Source organism: Nonomuraea cypriaca (genome assembly GCF_015645445.1).
In the GTDB taxonomy this organism is placed as follows: Bacteria; Actinomycetota; Actinomycetes; order Streptosporangiales; family Streptosporangiaceae; genus Nonomuraea; species Nonomuraea cypriaca.
Map to the genome: position 1 here is coordinate 1 of NZ_JADOGI010000013.1, position 16,038 is coordinate 16,038.

Consider the following 16,038-nt stretch of genomic DNA (forward strand, 5'->3'; position numbering starts at 1 on the left):
GGCGGGTGGGGTGGCGGTCAGGGTCGCTAGGAGTAGCGTGGCCAGTGGTACGGCCAATGCCTTCCAGGGCTGCATGCGGGCTCCGATACGAGAGTTGCACCAATGGTCGGAATCTCTGCCAAGATCGAGCTCTCGGCAAGAGGTGATGGCGCCCCAAAGTTGGGCAAAACTTTCCACGTACGAGACGAGACCCTGAAGCGAAGCTCAGGTCACAGACGCGACTTGTGTCGATAACGGAGCGGTTGCGACCCTGTGCGCCAGTTTGGTTGGCCCTGGTCAAGCAACTATCTTCCGTGCAGGTGCCGTACGTTTCTTCGCGCCTGCGATGAAGTTCGACGGCGGGGAAATGGAAGGGAGTCGCCTTGCTCGGCAAGCGATTCAGCAGGATGGCGGTCGGCTCGATGGCCGGCGTCATGCTCATGGCAGTAGCCGCCTGCGGCGGCAGCGGTGGGGGCACCACGGCCAGCGAGGCGCCGACCGGCGGCGCGAGCAGCGCGGCGCAGGGCGCACTCAAGGTCGGGCTCGCGTTCGACATCGGCGGACGCGGCGACAAGTCGTTCAACGACGCCGCCTACGCGGGGCTCGAGAAGGCCAAGACGGACCTCGGCGCCGACATCAAGGAGCTCAGCCCGGCAGCCGACGGCTCCAACCGCGGCGAGCTGCTGCGCCAACTCGCCGACGCCGGCTACAACCCCATCATCGGGGTGGGCTTCCTCTACGGCGAGGACATCAAGAAGGTCGCCACCGAATACCCCGAGATCGAGTTCGCCATCGTCGACTCGGCCTCCAACGCGCCCAACGTCACCGGGCTGCTGTTCGCCGAGGAGCAGGGGTCCTACCTCGCCGGCGTCGCCGCCGCCACCAAGGCCGAGTCCGACCACCTGGGCTTCGTCGGCGGCGTCGAGAGCGAGCTGATCAAGAAGTTCGAGGCCGGTTACGTCGCGGGCGTCAAGTCGGTGAAGCCGGACGCCACGGTCGACGTCACGTACCTGAGCCCCGACGGCGAGTCCAGCGGCTTCCGCTCGCCCGACAAGGGCAAGCTGGCCGCCGAGAAGATGTACCAGGACGGCGCCGAGATCGTCTACCACGCCTCAGGCGACTCCGGCCTCGGCGTGTTCCAGGCGGCGGCCGCGGCCGGGAAACTGGCCATCGGCGTCGACTCCGACCAGTATGAGACCGTCAAGGACGCCGCGCTGCAGCCGGTCATCATGACGTCCATGCTCAAGCGCGTCGACGTCGGCGTGTTCGAGTACGTCAAGAGCATCCAGGGTGGTGCCAAGGGTGGCACCAACGTCGTCTACGACCTCAAGGTCGACGGCGTGGGGCTGTCCACCACCGGTGGTGGGATCGATGATCTCAAGGAGAAGCTCGACGCGGTCAAGAAGGACATCATCGACGGCAAAATCACGGTTCCAGCCAAGCCGTAACCTGGGTAAGAACATCCGCTGAGGGCCCGGAGTCCGACAACTTCGGGCCTTCGGTCTATTTCGCCGGGCTCTGGGAGAGGCAGATGAGCTCGGAGCGAAACCGACGCACGAGGAACGGTGAGTGACCCCCGATGAGCTCGGACACCCTCGCCACGGCGAAACCCGCCGTTGAGCTGGAGGGCATCACCAAGCGCTTTCCAGGCGTCGTCGCGAACCACGACATCAGGATCACCGTCCAACCCGGCACGGTGCACGCCATAGTCGGGGAGAACGGCGCGGGCAAATCCACCCTGATGAAGATCCTCTACGGCATGCAGAAGCCGGACGAGGGCACGATCAGGATCAACGGCAGTGAGGTCGGCTTCCGCACGCCGAGCGACGCCATCGACGCCGGCATCGGCATGGTCCACCAGCACTTCATGCTGGCCGACAACTTCACCGTGCTGGAGAACATCGTCCTCGGCGCGGAGCCGAGGAAGCACGGCGCGCTCGACACGGCGGGGGCCCGCGCCCGAATCACGGAGCTGGCCACCACCCACGGGCTGCGCGTCGATCCCGACAGGCTCGTGGAGGACCTCGGCGTCGGCGACCGTCAGCGGGTGGAGATCCTCAAGGTCCTGTATCGCGGGGCGCGCATCCTCATCCTTGACGAGCCGACCGCGGTGCTCGTACCGCAGGAGGTCGAGGAGCTCTTCGACAACCTGCGCGAGCTCAAGGCCGAGGGCCTCACGGTCATCTTCATCTCGCACAAGCTGGACGAGGTGCTCAGCATCGCCGACGCGATCACCGTGATCCGGCGCGGCACCACGGTCGCCAGCGTCGACCCTCGCGAGGTCACCGCGCGGCAGCTCGCCGAGCTCATGGTCGGCAGCGAGCTGCCCAAGCCCGAGACCCGCGAGTCCACGGTGACCGACACCGTGACGCTCAAGGTGTCCGGGCTGACCATGGAGGCGAGCGGCTACCGTCCGGTGCCCAAGGGCACCTCCGTCGGGCTCTACGTCGACCGGCTGCGCGCCGAGGGCGAGCGGCTGCTGCTGGAGGACGTGTCGTTCGAGATCCGCGCGGGCGAGATCCTCGGCATCGCGGGGGTCGAGGGCAACGGCCAGACCGAGCTGATCGAGGCGATCATGGGCATGCGCCCCGCCCACGGCGAGATCTCGCTGCGCGGCGAGGACATCAGCCCCTGGTCCACGCTGCGGCGCCGCGAGGCCGGCATGGGCTACATCCCGGAGGACCGGCACCGCCAGGGCCTGCTGCTGGAGGGCTCGCTCTGGGAGAACCGCGTGCTCGGTCACCAGACCAGACCGCCGGTCCGCCGGGGCATCTGGGTCGACAGACGGGCCGCCAAGGCCGACACCGAACGCATCGTCAAGGCGTACGACGTCCGCACACCGAGCGTCGACACCCTGGCCCTGGCCCTGTCAGGTGGCAACCAGCAGAAACTGATCGTGGGCCGCGAGATGAGCGGCGAGCCCAGGTTCCTCATCGCCGCGCACCCCACCCGCGGCGTGGACGTGGGCGCGCAGGCGGCCATCTGGGACCACCTGCGCGCCGCCAGGGCCGCCGGGCTGGCCGTGCTGCTGGTCTCCGCCGACCTGGACGAGCTGATCGGGTTGTCCGACACGTTGCGGGTGATCCTGCGCGGGCGGCTCGTGGCCGAGCTCGACCCTTCCGACATCACGCCCGAGCGGTTGGGCGGCTACATGACCGGTGCCATCACCGGCACTGAGGAGACGTGATGCCCGCAGGGCTCTATCGGGCGCTGCTGACGGTCGCAGGCGCGCTGGCCGCCATCATCCTGGCGGTCGTGATCTCCAGCGTGGCGATCATCACGGCGGGGGCCAGCCCGCAGGCCGCGTTCGCCGCCTTCTTCGACTTCGGCGCCAACGAGCGGGCCGTGGTCACCGGCGTCGCCACCATGATCAACCGTTCTGTGCCGCTGTTCATCGCCGGCCTGGCGGTGGCGGTCGGCTTCCGGATGAACCTCTTCAACATCGGCGTGGAGGGCCAGTACCGCATCGCGGCCATCTGCGCGGCCTTCGTCGGCTCGCAGTTCACCGCGCCCGCGCCGATCCAGATCCTGGTCATCATCGTGGTGGCGATGGCCGTGGGCGGCCTCTACGCGCTGATCCCCGCGCTGATGAAGGTCGGCAGGGGGGTGAACGAGGTCATCTCCACGATCATGCTCAACTATATCGCCATCAATCTGGCGGCCTACCTCGTACGCGGGCCCTTCGCAGGCGAGCGGGCAGAAGGGCAGCTCACCACCAGCACGCCGCCGCTGCCGGAGTCGGGCTGGTTCCCCAACCTCAACGTCCTGTTCGAGATGTTCGGGTTGCCCGCGCCGCGCGGCGGCGGGCTGTGGGGTTTCCTGAGCGTGGCGATCGTGCTGGGCGTGGCGGTCTGGGTGATCCTGGAGCGCACCCGGTTCGGGTTCAACGTCAGGGCCAGCGGGCTCAACCCCTCGGCCGCCCTGGCCTCGGGAGTCGGTCCGAAGAGGATGGTCATCTCGGCGATGGTGATGTCCGGCGCCATCGCCGGCCTCATCGGGATCCCCGAGATCCTCGGTGACCGGCACAGCTTCGGCTCCAACTTCACACCGGGACTGGGCTTCCTCGGCATCGCGGTGGCCCTGCTGGGCAGGAACAAACCCCTCGGGATCGCGATCGCCGCGCTGCTGTTCGGCTTCCTCGAACGCGCGCAGGGGCCGTTGCAGTTCGCCAACGTGCCCCCGTCGGTCATCATGATCATGCAGGGTGCGATCGTCATCCTCGTGGTCATCGCCAACGAGATCACCAGCAGGCTCGCGCTACGCCGCGAGGAGCGGCGGGCCGCGCAGGAGCTCGGCAGGAACGTTGAGGTGGCAGCATGACCGTCGTCCCCACCACCCGGGTGCGCAAATACCACCTGACGCTCATCGCGGTCGCGCTCCTGATCGTGCTCATGTCGCTGGTACGCATCGTGTCCGGGCAGAACGACATCACCTCCTCCGGCACGTTCGCCGCCGCGCTGCTGCTGTCGGTGCCCATCGGCCTGGCCGGGCTCGGCGGCCTGTGGGCCGAGCGCGCGGGCGTGGTGAACATCGGCCTCGAAGGCATGATGGTCATGGGCACCTGGTTCGCCGGCTGGGCCGGATACCAGTGGGGTCCCGTGGCCGCGTTGCTCGCCGGTCTGGTCGGCGGGGCGCTCGGCGGCCTCATCCACGCCATCGCCACCGTGTCGTTCGGCGTCGACCACATCATCAGCGGTGTGGCCATCAACCTGCTCGGCCCCGGCGTCACGCGCTTCCTGTCGGAGGTGCTGTTCAAGGAGGGCAGCGCGGCGAACCAGGCGGGCGCCGGCATCACCACCTCGCCGCCGCTGTCGTCGGAGGCCCCCGAGATCAGCCTGCCGCTGCTCTCGTCCGGGCCCGACTGGCTGGGCAGCCTGGAACAGACCCACTGGTTCCTGCTCTCCGACCTGGCGGGCATCCTGCGCGGGCTCACGCACGACGTGAACATCCTGGTCGTCCTCGCCGTGCTGATGCTCCCGCTGACGTTCTTCGTGCTCTGGCGCACGGCCTTCGGCCTGCGGCTGCGCTCCGCGGGCGAGAACCCGTGGGCGGCCGAGTCGCTGGGCGTGAACGTCTACCTGATCAAGTACGTCGCCGTCGTCATCTCCGGCGCGTTCGCCGGCCTTGGCGGCGTGTTCCTGGTCTTCGTCTCCACGAAGTACGTCGAGGGTCAGACGGCGGGTCGTGGCTTCATCGGCCTGGCAGCCATGATCTTCGGAAACTGGCGCCCCGGCGGTCTCGCGGCCGGCGCGTCGCTGTTCGGTTACGCCGACGGCCTGCAACTGCGCAGCTCGGGGGCGGTCACATCGTTCCTCCTGTTCGGCGCGGTGCTGTTGCTCTGCTATCTGGCGATCAGGATCCGCCGGATGCTGTCGTCCAGTCAGCCGGCCGAGATGGTGGTCAGGAGCACCAGGGATTACACCCTGATGGCCGGCGCCACCGCGGGCATGGTCGTGCTGTTCTGGCTCTGGCTGACCGTCGAGCGGCTGCCGAACGAATTCGTCTTCATCACGCCACACGTGCTCACACTGCTCGTGCTCCTGGTGGCTTCGCAGCGGCTGCGGATGCCCAAGGCGGACGGCGTGAGCTATCGCCGGGGGGAAGAGCATTGAGTGACAGAGCATTGAGTGACAGAGCGTTGAGTGACAGAGCGTTGAGTGAGAGAGCATTGAGTATTGACTGGGACCAGTTGCGGGCCGCAGCGGCGGACGCCATGCGGTACGCGTACGCGCCGTATTCCAAGTTTCCCGTGGGGGCGGCGGCGCTCGTCGACGACGGCCGGGTGGTCACCGGCTGCAACGTCGAGAACGCCTCCTACGGCCTCGGCCTGTGCGCCGAGTGCGGGCTGGTGTCGGCGCTGCAGGTGTCGGGCGGCGGCCGGCTGGTGGCCTTCACCTGCGTGGACGGCCACGGCGAGCTGCTGATGCCGTGCGGGCGCTGCCGCCAGCTCCTGTACGAGTTCGGCGGCGACGACCTGCTGGTCGAGACCGTTGACGGGCCGAAGCCGATGGCCGAGATCCTGCCGCACGCGTTCGGTCCCGGCGACATCAGCAGGAGCACGTGATGGACGCCATCGAGGTCATCCGCGCCAAGCGCGACGGCAGGGAGCTGACCCCGGCGCAGATCGACTGGGTGATCGACGCGTACACGCGGGGCGAGGTGGCCGACGAGCAGATGTCCGCGCTGGCCATGGCCATCCTGCTCAACGGCATGGATCGGCGCGAGATCGCCGCCTGGACCCAGGCCATGATCCGCTCCGGCGAACGCATGGACTGGTCGATGCTGGACCGGCCGACGGCCGACAAGCACTCGACGGGCGGCGTCGGCGACAAGATCACTCTGCCGCTGGCTCCGCTGGTCGCGGCCTGTGGGGCGTACGTGCCGCAGTTGTCGGGCCGCGGCCTCGGGCACACCGGCGGCACCCTCGACAAGCTGGAGTCCATCCCCGGCTGGCGGGCGTCGTTGTCCAACGACGAGATGCTGCACGTCCTGCGCTCGGCGGGCGCGGTCGTCTGCGCCGCCGGGTCCGGGCTCGCGCCCGCCGACAAGAAGCTGTACGCCCTGCGCGACGTCACCGGCACCGTCGAGTCGATCCCGCTGATCGCGTCGTCGATCATGTCGAAGAAGATCGCCGAGGGCACCGGGTCCCTCGTACTCGACGTGAAGGTGGGCTCGGGGGCGTTCATGAAGACGCCCGAGACGGCTCGGGAGCTGGCCGAGACCATGGTGGCGCTCGGGACGGACGCCGGGGTGCGCACGGTGGCGCTGCTGACGGCGATGGACCGGCCGCTTGGGCGGGCCGTGGGCAACGCGCTGGAGGTCGAGGAGGCCGTCGAGGTGCTCGCCGGTGGCGGGCCCGCCGACGTGGTGGAGCTCACCGTACGGCTGGCGGAGGAGATGCTGGCGGCCGCCGGGATCTCCGCCGCCAAGGAGCCGGCCAAGGCGCTGCGGGACGGGTCCGCCATGGACGCGTGGCGGCGTATGATCACCGCGCAGGGCGGGGACCCCGACGCCCTGCTGCCCCGGGCGGCCGAGACCATGACCGTCGAGGCGCCGTCGGCCGGGGTGCTGGCCAGGCTGGACGCGTACGCGGTGGGGCTGGCCGCCTGGCGGCTCGGCGCCGGTCGGGCGCGCAAGGAGGACCCCGTGTCGTTCGGGGCCGGTGTCACGCTGCACGCCAAGCCCGGTGATCTGGTACGTGCGGGGCAGCCGCTGCTGACTCTGCACGCGGACGAGACATCGCGATTCGAGCGCGCGCTGGAGGCGCTGGAGGGCGGCTACGCGGTCGGCCCGGCCACCGAGGACGGGTTGCCGCTGATCATGGACCGCATCACCGCGCCGTAACCCGCGCGCCGACGTACCCCGACGCTTCGCGGGCTCAGGGGCGATGGCGGGTGTCGGCTAGGTGGCGAGGGCTGGGGCGTCGGCGAAGACGTCCGCCAGGACGGCGCGCTGGGTCGGGAGCGCCTCGGCGTGCCGTGCCCGGCCGTCGTCGGTGATCTCGACGAACACCCCGCGCCGGTCGGAAGCGCAGACGCAGCGCGCGACGAGCTCGGCCTTCTCCAGGCGGGCCACCACGCGCGACAGGGCGCTCTGGCTCAGATGGACCTCGTCGCAGAGCTCCTGGATCCGCAGCTGCCTGTCGTGATGGACGATCCTGTCCAGCACCTCGAACTCGCTCGGTCCCAGCCCGTGCCGATCGCCGAGTTCGCGCTCCAGCGCGCACATGGCCTTGGCGTGTTTGGCCAGGACGTAATGCCAGGTGTCGATCACGAACTGCTCGTCCATGTCGCGGAGGTTACCATCCCGCTAAATCTCATGCAACAGCATTAAGTGCACTTGCATTAAATGCGGGGGCATGTATTGTTCTGGCTCATGTCCTCTTCTTCATCCCGTTGGGGCGCGCTCGCCGTGCTCTGCGCAGTGATATTCCTTGACGCGTTGGATGTCTCGATGGTCGGCGTCGCCCTGCCGGCCATCCAGCACGACCTTGGTTTGAGCACGTCTTCCTTGCAGTGGGTGGTCAGCGGCTACGTGCTGGGCTACGGCGGTCTTCTGTTGCTCGGGGGCAGGACCGCCGATCTGCTCGGGCGGCGCAGGGTGTTCCTGGTCGCGCTGGGTGTGTTCGCCGTGGCGTCGTTGCTCGGTGGCGTCGTGGACGACGGCGGGCTGCTGATCGCCGCCCGGTTCGTGAAGGGCGTGGCCGCCGCGTTCACCGCACCGGCGGCGTTGTCGATCATCACGACCACGTTTCCCGAAGGGCCGGAGCGCAACAAGGCGCTGAGCGTCTTCACCGCCTCCGGCGCCAGCGGTTACTCGCTCGGACTGGTGCTGTCCGGCCTGCTGACCGAGATCGGCTGGCGGTGGACGTTGCTCATGCCGGTGCCCGTCGCGGTCATCGCGCTGGTCGCCGCGCTCGGGGTGCTGCCGCGCGGCCGGGAGGAGCGCGCCGAGGGCGGTCATGACCTGGTGGGCGCGGTGCTGATCAGCGCCTCGATGCTGCTGCTGGTCTTCACCGTCGTGCAGGCGCCGGAGGCAGGCTGGGTCTCGGTGCGGACGATCGGCTCGCTGGCGGCCGTCGCGGCGATGCTCGCGTTGTTCGTCTTCGTCGAGTCGCGGCTGAGGCACCCGCTGGTACGCCTCGGCATCCTGCGCTCCGGCCACATCGTGCGGGCCAACCTGGGGCTGGTGATCCTCATGGGCTCGTACGTGGCGTTCCAGTTCGTGGCCATGCAGTACTTCCAGAACCTCCTGGGCTGGTCGGCCCTGGCCACGGCCATGGCGTTCCTGCCCGCCGGCGTGCTCGTCGCGGTCACCTCGACCAAGATGGGCGACTTCGCGGACAGGTTCGGCACCGGCAAGCTGATCGTCATCGGCGCGGCGGCCCTGGCCGGCGGGTACGCCGTCTTCCTCGGCATCGACCGCACGCCGAGCCTGGGCGTGATGGTGATCCCCGGCATGATCCTGCTGGGCATCGCGTTCGCGCTGTCGTTCCCCGCGCTGAACATCCAGGCCACCAACGGCGTGCACGACGACGAGCAGGGCCTGGCCTCCGGGCTGCTCAACACCTCCGGCCAGGTGGGCGGCGCGATCGTGCTGGCCGTGGTCACCGCCGTGCTCACCTCGGGCGGCGGCGAGACGCTCTCGATCGGCTCGCTGCGCGCGGCGATCGTGGTGTCGCTGGTGCTGGCGCTGGTCGGGCTGGCGATCTCGGCGACCGGGCTGCGCGCCCGCAAGGCCGTTCCCGCCGAAGATGTACAGGTCTACGAGACCGTCTGACCGAGGAGGGCCCCGCTCGGGGCCCTCTTCTCCTCAGGGCTCCAGGTTGCATGCCGATCCGTTGCGACGCCGCTTCGCAGGCCCGTGGGCTGGGCATCTACCGGGCATGCGCCCATCATCCGCGCCCAGCGGCTGGTCCTCGTCCGGGTCCGTACGGCGGCACGTCCAGGTGGTCGCCCTGGCCGGCTGTCTCGCCGTGCTCGGCGCCTGTGGTCAGGGCACGCAGAGCGCTCTGCCGGGGACGCCGTCCGCGAGCTCGGCCACGCATGATAAGGACACCCCGACGAGCACCGCCGAGGTGGACGTGCCGCGTGAGGGTGTCGAGCCCGCACTCGTGACGGGCGTCCGGTACGCCGCCCACGACACCTACGATCGCCTGGTCGTCGACCTCGAGGGCGGCATCCCCGGATACAACGTCAAATGGGTGGACCAGTTCGTGGAGGACGGTTCTGGTAAGCCGATGGACGTCCACGCAGGTGCGTACCTTCTGCTCACGCTCTTCCCGGCCAACGCCCACGACGAGGAGGGCGAGCCCACCTGGGGTGACGGTCTCATCTACCAGGCGGACCTGGGCAACCTCACCAGCGTCGTCAGGACGGGCGACTTCGAGGGCCGCGTCGGCATCGGCCTGGCACTGGCCAAGAAGGCGCCGTTCCAGGTCAAGGAGCTGGACAACAGGCTCATACTAGACGTGGCCCACTAACCTGCGGGCACACCCATCCTGCGGGGGCACCCATCCTGCGGGGGCACCCCGCATACCCCGAAACAGCGGAAGTTTTTTCTTTGGAAGACCTGCGGGGGCACCCATCCTGCGGGGGCACCCCGCATACCCCGAAACAGCGGAAGAATTTTTTGTCTTGGAAGACCTGCGGGGAACCGCAGGTCTGGTAGCCACTAGCGTGGCTACCGTGGTGAGAAAAATTGAGGGTCCGGCCCGAATTCCTGTGCCCGGTGGCAAGGTCATTGATGAGCACGTCGGTCGGGTCAGCAGTGGTGACGAGGAGATCTCCATCGCTCGCATGGTGGCGCCGCCGGGGTGGGAGGAGCCGGCTCAGACGCCGTCGTTCGCGGAGTACACCGTGGTCCTGCGTGGCACGCTGATGGTGGAGCACGCGGAGGGCACGACCGAGGTCGCGGCGGGGCAGTCGGTGGTGACGTCACCGGGGGAGAAGGTCCGCTACAGCGTGGGCCCCGAGGGGGCGGATTACGTCGCCGTATGCCTTCCCGCCTTCTCCCCGGATGCCGCGGGCCGCGACTGAGCCGGACGGATTCGGCCGCGCCGTATCCGGGGCGTGACGTGCTGCTCATATCATGGCGAGATGAGCCCCACGCTTGACGACATCCGGCGGGCTCCCAAGGTGTTGCTGCACGATCACCTCGACGGCGGTCTCCGCGCCGAGACGATCGTCGAGCTGGCACGGGAGACCGGTTACGGTCGGCTGCCCACCAAGGACGCCGGCAACCTGCGCCAGTGGTTCGAGGAGGCGTCGGATTCCGGATCGCTCGAGCGCTATCTGGAGACGTTCGAGCACACGGTCGGGGTGATGCAGACGCGCGAGTCGCTCGTCCGCGTGGCCGCCGAGTGCGCCCAGGACCTGGCCGCTGACGGCGTGGTCTACGCGGAGGTGCGGTTCGCGCCCGAGCAGCACACCACCACGGGGCTGAGCCTGGACGAGGTGGTCACGGCGGTGCTCGACGGGTTCAGGCAGGGCTCGGAGGGGCGCGGCATCAGGGTCGGCACGCTGCTGACGGCCATGCGGCACCAGGCGCGGTCCATGGAGATCGCCGAGCTTGCGGTGCGCTACCGGGACGTCGGCGTGGTGGGGTTCGACATCGCGGGGGCCGAGGCGGGCTACCCGCCCACGCGCCACCTCGACGCGTTCGAATACCTGCAGCGGGAAAACGCCCACTTCACCATCCACGCGGGCGAGGCGTTCGGGTTGCCGTCGATCTGGCAGGCGATCCAGTGGTGCGGCGCCGACCGGCTGGGCCACGGGGTGCGCATCATCGACGACATCTCGGTGGCCGGCGACGGGTCGGCCAAGCTGGGCCGGCTGGCCGCGTACGTTCGGGACAAGCGGATCCCGCTGGAGATGTGCCCCACCTCCAACCTGCAGACCGGGGCCGCGGCGTCCATCGCCGAGCACCCGATCGGGCTGCTGCGGCGGCTGCACTTCAGGGTCACGGTCAACACCGACAACCGGCTGATGAGCGCGACCAACGTGTCGCTGGAGTTCGCCAAGCTGGTCGAGGCGTTCGGCTACGACTGGGACGACCTGCAGTGGTTCGCGGTCAACGCGATGAAGTCGGCGTTCATCCCCTTCGACGAGCGGCTGGCGCTGATCAACGGTGTGATCAAGCCAGGGTTCGCGCAACTCAAGTGGCGACAGTGAAGCAGACCTACCGCTCCAAGACCGCGTTCGTCCTCGCGTGGGTGTGGCTGGTGTTCGTCGCCTTCAACGTGTGGGACCTGATCGTCCACTTCAACGGCAAGCCGTCGGTGGTGGCGCTGGCTGTGCTCGGGGCGCTGACCGCGATCGTCTACGCCGTCGCGCTCCGGCCGGCGACGGTGTTCACCGAGGAGGGGCTGCTCGGGCGCAATCCGTTCCGCACGACGTTCCTGCCATGGGCCGCGGTCGACGACGTCACGGTCTCCCACTCCATCAACGTCCGCTACGGCGAGGAGCAGGTGCTGCGGCTCTGGACGCCGATGAGCAGCGCGCGCGAGCGGGCCAAGGCGCAGCGGCGGGCCATGCCCAAGCGGCAGCGGGGGCGGTTCGCGACCGAGCCCACGCTGAGCAAGGGTGAGCAGGCGGCGGCGGAGGCGTTCGCCGGCAAGACGCACGCCGACTGGGTGGGCGACCAGATCCGCGAGCGCGCCGAGTCCGCCCGGCGCCGCGACGAGGCGGCGGCGCCGGCCCGGGTGACCTGGTCCTACGACTCCATCGCGGTGCTGGTGGCGGCGGTCGTGCTGGTGGTCGCCTCGATCGTCGTTCCCTAGCCGGCTCGTTGACAGCGTGGCCGGGCATGGTATGGCCTTGATGTCTGTGGCTGCGGACTTCGGGAGTGGGCCTGGTGGACGACGTGTGGCGGGTCGGCGAAGTCGTCCTGGGTCTGTACGAGGTCCGGGACGTGGTCCGCAGCGGTGGGATGGGGCTGGTGCACCGGGTGCTGCACCGTGGGTGGAACGTGGAGTTGGCCGTCAAGACGCCCCGGCCCGAGTTGGTGGCCACGGGCGAAGGGGTGCGCGACTTCGAGGCCGAGGCGGCTACCTGGGTGGGCCTGGGTGAGCACCCGCACACGGTGAACTGTGTGTACGTACGCAGGCTGGACGGCGTGCCCAGGGTGTTCGCGGAGTGGCTGGACGGGGGGAGCCTGGCCGAGGCCGTACGCGATGGTCACCTCTACGCCGGCGGGCCCCGCGAGGCGCTGCGCCGCATCCTCGACATCGCCGTCCAGACCGCGTGGGGCCTGCGGCACGCGCACCGGCACGGCATCGTCCACCAGGACGTCAAGCCCGCCAACGTGCTGCTGGCAGGCGACGGTACGGCCAAGATCACCGATTTTGGTCTGGCCAGGGCACGCGCGGCGGCGGGAGAGGGCACCGTCGTCCCCCAAGGGGCGAGCGTGCTGGCCGGGTACGGCGGGATGACCCCCGCCTACTGTTCTCCTGAGCAGGCGGAGGCCGCGGCGTGGAGCGAGGACTCCGGCCGGCCGAGGGCGGACCTCACTCGGGCGACCGACACGTGGTCCTGGGCGTTGACCGTGCTGGAGATGTTCGCCGGGCATCCGCCGTGCCGGTACGGGCAGACCGCGGCCGAGGTGTTCGCCGCCTTCGTCTCGGCGGGGCCGTCGGCCGAGGGGCGGGACGCGTCCGTTCCGGTCATGCCTGACGGCCTGGTGTCGCTGATGCGGCGCTGTTTCACGTGGGACCAGGCGGAGCGGCCGAAGGACATGGGCGCGCTGGCCGCCGAGCTGACCGAGATCTACGCCGAGGTCATCGGGCAGCCGTACCCGCGGCAGCGGCCCAGGACGGCGGTGCGGCTCGCGGACGAACTGTCCAATCAGGCCCTGTCCCTGCTGGACTTGGGGCGGACCGGTGAGGCCGAGTCGCTGTGGAGGCGGGCGGCCGAGATCGATCCGCACAACCCGCACGTGACGTACAACCGTGGCCTGCACCTGTGGCGTGCCGGGGTGTCGACCGACGCTCAGGTGATCAATGATCTGGAGGGGGTCCGCACGACTCATCCCGGGGACTGGATGGGCGATTACCTGCTGGGACTCGTGCACCTGGAGCGCGGTGACACGGAGTCCGCGCGTAACCTGTTGCGGGCCGCCCTTCGCCTCGCGCCAGGTAGCCCTGAGATCGTCACCGCGCTGGACCTGGCCGAGAGCACCCCCCAAGCCGGCCCACCTGGCGTGCTCACCGGTCACACCGACTGGGTGACGTGGGTCGCCATCAGCGCAGACGGCCAGACCGGTGTCTCCGCCGGCCGGGATGGCACGATCCGGGTGTGGGACCTCGTCGGCCACCACTGCCTTCGCGTCATGACGGTGACGGACGACAAGTACGGTGTCAACGGATTGGTGATCGACGCCAAGGCCGGCCAGGCGATCATTGTCGAAATCCGCGGCCCCGCGCGGATCTGGGACCTGCGCACCGGCCGGCTGGTCCGCACCCTTGTGGATCAGGTCGAGGACATCCCGGATCTCCGTGCCCACCCTGTCTCGATGACCGCGGACGGCCGCCGAGCAGTGATCAGCGTGTCGAGCGAATGGAGCAACGGAACCGTCCGCGTCTGGGACACCTCCACCGGACGCTGCGTGGAAACGGTGACGACCGGCCCAGGCGGCGAACGTCTGGCCAACTTGTCGGCGGTCAGCGGGGACGGCCGGGTGGCGGTGTCGGTCAACCCTCCGAACGGTGGCGCGCACGTGTGGGACACGCGTACCGGCAAGGTGTTGCGAACCTTCGAAGGAGGCTACTTCAAGGCGAAGATCAGCGCCGACGGCCGGACGGTCGTGGCCCAGGAAGAGCTCGGTCACAAAGCACGCGTGCAGGTGTGGGACCTGCCGGACGGCAGGGAACGGTGCGCTGTCACCCGGCCCGGTGGTGCGGGTTACCAGTTCGCGGTGAACGCCGACGGGAGCCGCGCGGTCTGCGTCGCCTCGGAATCCCTCGAGTTGTGGGATCTGACCACAGGGCGATGTCTGCGGACCTGGCAGCAGCGCTGCAAGGACGTCGCCGTGAGCGCCGATGGCCGCTTCGCACTCACCGGCGACGGTGCCGCGAAGGTCACGCTCATCGAGCTTCCTTCACCGGGCCCGGCCGCCCCGTGGAGCTATCCGCTCTCACGCGCCGCCACCGACCGGCTCCGGGAGGGCGAGGTGGTGAGCCGTGCCCTCGACCGTACGGGGAAGCTGATGGCCGAAGGCCGGTTCGCCACCGCGGCCGAGGAGATACGGCGGGCACGGACCGTCCCCGGTTACCGTCGGCATCGCGTCCTGCTCGACCGTTGGCAGGACGTCGCATCGGCTGGACGGCGTACCACACTGTCCGACGTGTGGCTCCGCGACATCCCACCCATCCTGGGTGCCTCCGCCATGGATTACCACGCTCTGCCCCGCACATTGAGCAGCGACGGCTTGCGGGCGCTGACCACCGACACGGACGGAACCATCCACGTGTGGGACCTGGGCAGTGGCCGGCGACACCGCACCTGGCAGGGACATACCGGACGCATCCCGGTCTGTGCTCTGAGCGCGGATGACCGGATCATGGTGTCCGCGGGCGAGGACGCCACCGTGCGGGTCTGGGAGATGGAGTCGGGGCGTTGCCGCCACGTGCTGCGGGGCCACACCGGCGCGGTGAACGAGGTGGTACTGAGCGCCGACGGCCACCTGGCGTTCTCCACCGGAGAGGACGCGACCATCCGCGTCTGGGACGTGGAGACCGGCGAGTGCCTGCGGGAGCTCAAGGGCCACACAGGCCCCGTCCATCTGCTGCGGACCAGCGCCGACGGACGGTATGCCGTCTCCCACGGGAAGGACGGGGCCCCGCGAATCTGGGACGTCCCGGCCGGGCGTTGCCTGCGTGTGCTGCCGGAACACCACCGCGGAGGATGGAACGGCGCCCTGGACCTGAGCAGCGCCGGCAACGTGCTGCTGTCGGGCCATGAGGACGGGACCGTGCACGTCTGGGATGTGGATACCGGGCGCTGCCGCCAAACGATGCCGGGCCATGAGCATTTCGTCATGAAGGTCGCCGGCTCCGCTGACGGCAGGACCGGCATCTCGGTGGGCATCGGCTTGACACGGATCTGGGATCTGGGCACCGGCCGACCGGTCGGCGGCGAAGCGGGCCTGTTCACCGGGGCCGTCGTCGTCAGCTCTGACGGGCGCTTCGCGGTCAACGGCGGTTTCGACAACCTGGTACGGATCTGGGACCTCGGCACCGGCGCCTGCCTACGCACGTTAGAGGGCCATTCCGGCAGCATCGACGACGTCGCGATCAGCGGCAACGGCCGCATCGTCACGTCGCTCGACAACCATGGCGTCACCCACGTCTGGGAACTGGATTGGGAGTACGACTTCCCCCGGAGCGCGCCGTGAGCGAAACCGCGAGAGCCGCCGTCACGCTGTCGGTGCTGACGGGCCCGTCAAAAGGAGCCGAGTTCTCCTTCGAGGAGCGTACGACCTGTGTGGCCGGCCGCGCTTCCGACTGTTCGCCGAGGCTTCCAGAAGACGACAGGCAGGTGTCGCGGCACCACTGCCGCCTCC

At 69.3% G+C, this 16,038-nt stretch carries 13 protein-coding genes; 12 read left to right on the forward strand and 1 reads right to left on the reverse strand.

Annotation, left to right across the window (positions count from 1 at the left end; all coding sequences use genetic code 11):
• The first annotated feature begins 362 nt into the window (after positions 1-362).
• The 6 genes from ITP53_RS06405 (at position 363) to ITP53_RS06430 (ending at position 7,323) form a co-directional block, all read left to right on the forward strand.
• Positions 363-1,427: a BMP family lipoprotein gene (locus ITP53_RS06405; protein WP_195894362.1), complete on the forward strand. Its 1,065-nt coding sequence runs from the start codon at positions 363-365 to the stop codon at positions 1,425-1,427.
• Between the two features lie 131 nt (positions 1,428-1,558).
• The gene (locus ITP53_RS06410; RefSeq protein WP_195894363.1) at positions 1,559-3,166 is read left to right on the forward strand and encodes an ABC transporter ATP-binding protein; all 1,608 of its coding nucleotides are present in this window, start codon (positions 1,559-1,561) and stop codon (positions 3,164-3,166) included.
• Positions 3,166-4,299 (forward strand): ABC transporter permease, encoded by a 1,134-nt coding sequence (locus ITP53_RS06415; RefSeq protein WP_195894364.1) that lies wholly within the window; start codon positions 3,166-3,168, stop codon positions 4,297-4,299. The genes ITP53_RS06410 and ITP53_RS06415 overlap by 1 nt, the downstream gene beginning before the upstream one ends.
• Positions 4,296-5,591, forward strand: coding sequence for an ABC transporter permease (locus tag ITP53_RS06420; protein ID WP_195894365.1), 1,296 nt, complete (start codon positions 4,296-4,298; stop codon positions 5,589-5,591). Before ITP53_RS06415 ends, ITP53_RS06420 begins: the two co-directional genes overlap by 4 nt.
• Before the next feature lie 56 nt (positions 5,592-5,647).
• Complete coding sequence (locus tag ITP53_RS06425) at positions 5,648-6,043, forward strand: cytidine deaminase (protein ID WP_195894366.1); 396 nt, start codon at positions 5,648-5,650, stop codon at positions 6,041-6,043.
• A complete protein-coding gene (locus tag ITP53_RS06430) occupies positions 6,043-7,323 on the forward strand; it encodes a thymidine phosphorylase (RefSeq protein WP_195894367.1) in 1,281 nt (426 codons plus the stop codon). The genes ITP53_RS06425 and ITP53_RS06430 overlap by 1 nt, the downstream gene beginning before the upstream one ends.
• 57 nt (positions 7,324-7,380) lie before the next feature.
• Here ITP53_RS06430 and ITP53_RS06435 read toward each other — a convergent pair whose 3' ends face one another.
• Positions 7,381-7,767 (reverse strand): MarR family winged helix-turn-helix transcriptional regulator, encoded by a 387-nt coding sequence (locus tag ITP53_RS06435; RefSeq protein WP_195894368.1) that lies wholly within the window; start codon positions 7,765-7,767, stop codon positions 7,381-7,383.
• Between the two features lie 87 nt (positions 7,768-7,854).
• Here ITP53_RS06435 and ITP53_RS06440 point away from each other — a divergent pair, with 87 nt between their 5' ends.
• The 6 genes from ITP53_RS06440 (at position 7,855) to ITP53_RS06465 (ending at position 15,870) form a co-directional block, all read left to right on the forward strand.
• Positions 7,855-9,258 carry an MFS transporter gene (locus ITP53_RS06440; protein ID WP_236050521.1) on the forward strand — a complete coding sequence of 468 codons (1,404 nt, stop codon included), beginning with the start codon at positions 7,855-7,857 and terminating at the stop codon, positions 9,256-9,258.
• 106 nt (positions 9,259-9,364) lie between these two features.
• Positions 9,365-9,961, forward strand: a complete 597-nt coding sequence (locus ITP53_RS06445) for an AMIN-like domain-containing (lipo)protein (protein ID WP_195894370.1) — start codon at positions 9,365-9,367, stop codon at positions 9,959-9,961.
• Between the two features lie 205 nt (positions 9,962-10,166).
• On the forward strand, positions 10,167-10,517 hold the full coding sequence (locus ITP53_RS06450) for a cupin domain-containing protein (RefSeq protein WP_195894371.1): 351 nt from the start codon (positions 10,167-10,169) through the stop codon (positions 10,515-10,517).
• A gap of 60 nt (positions 10,518-10,577) precedes the next feature.
• Entirely contained in the window at positions 10,578-11,651 is a 1,074-nt protein-coding gene (locus ITP53_RS06455) for an adenosine deaminase (RefSeq protein WP_195894372.1), read from the forward strand.
• Positions 11,648-12,259, forward strand: coding sequence for a PH domain-containing protein (locus ITP53_RS06460; protein WP_195894373.1), 612 nt, complete (start codon positions 11,648-11,650; stop codon positions 12,257-12,259). The genes ITP53_RS06455 and ITP53_RS06460 overlap by 4 nt, the downstream gene beginning before the upstream one ends.
• 74 nt (positions 12,260-12,333) lie before the next feature.
• Positions 12,334-15,870, forward strand: coding sequence for a protein kinase domain-containing protein (locus ITP53_RS06465; protein WP_195894374.1), 3,537 nt, complete (start codon positions 12,334-12,336; stop codon positions 15,868-15,870).
• Positions 15,871-16,038 lie beyond the last annotated feature (168 nt).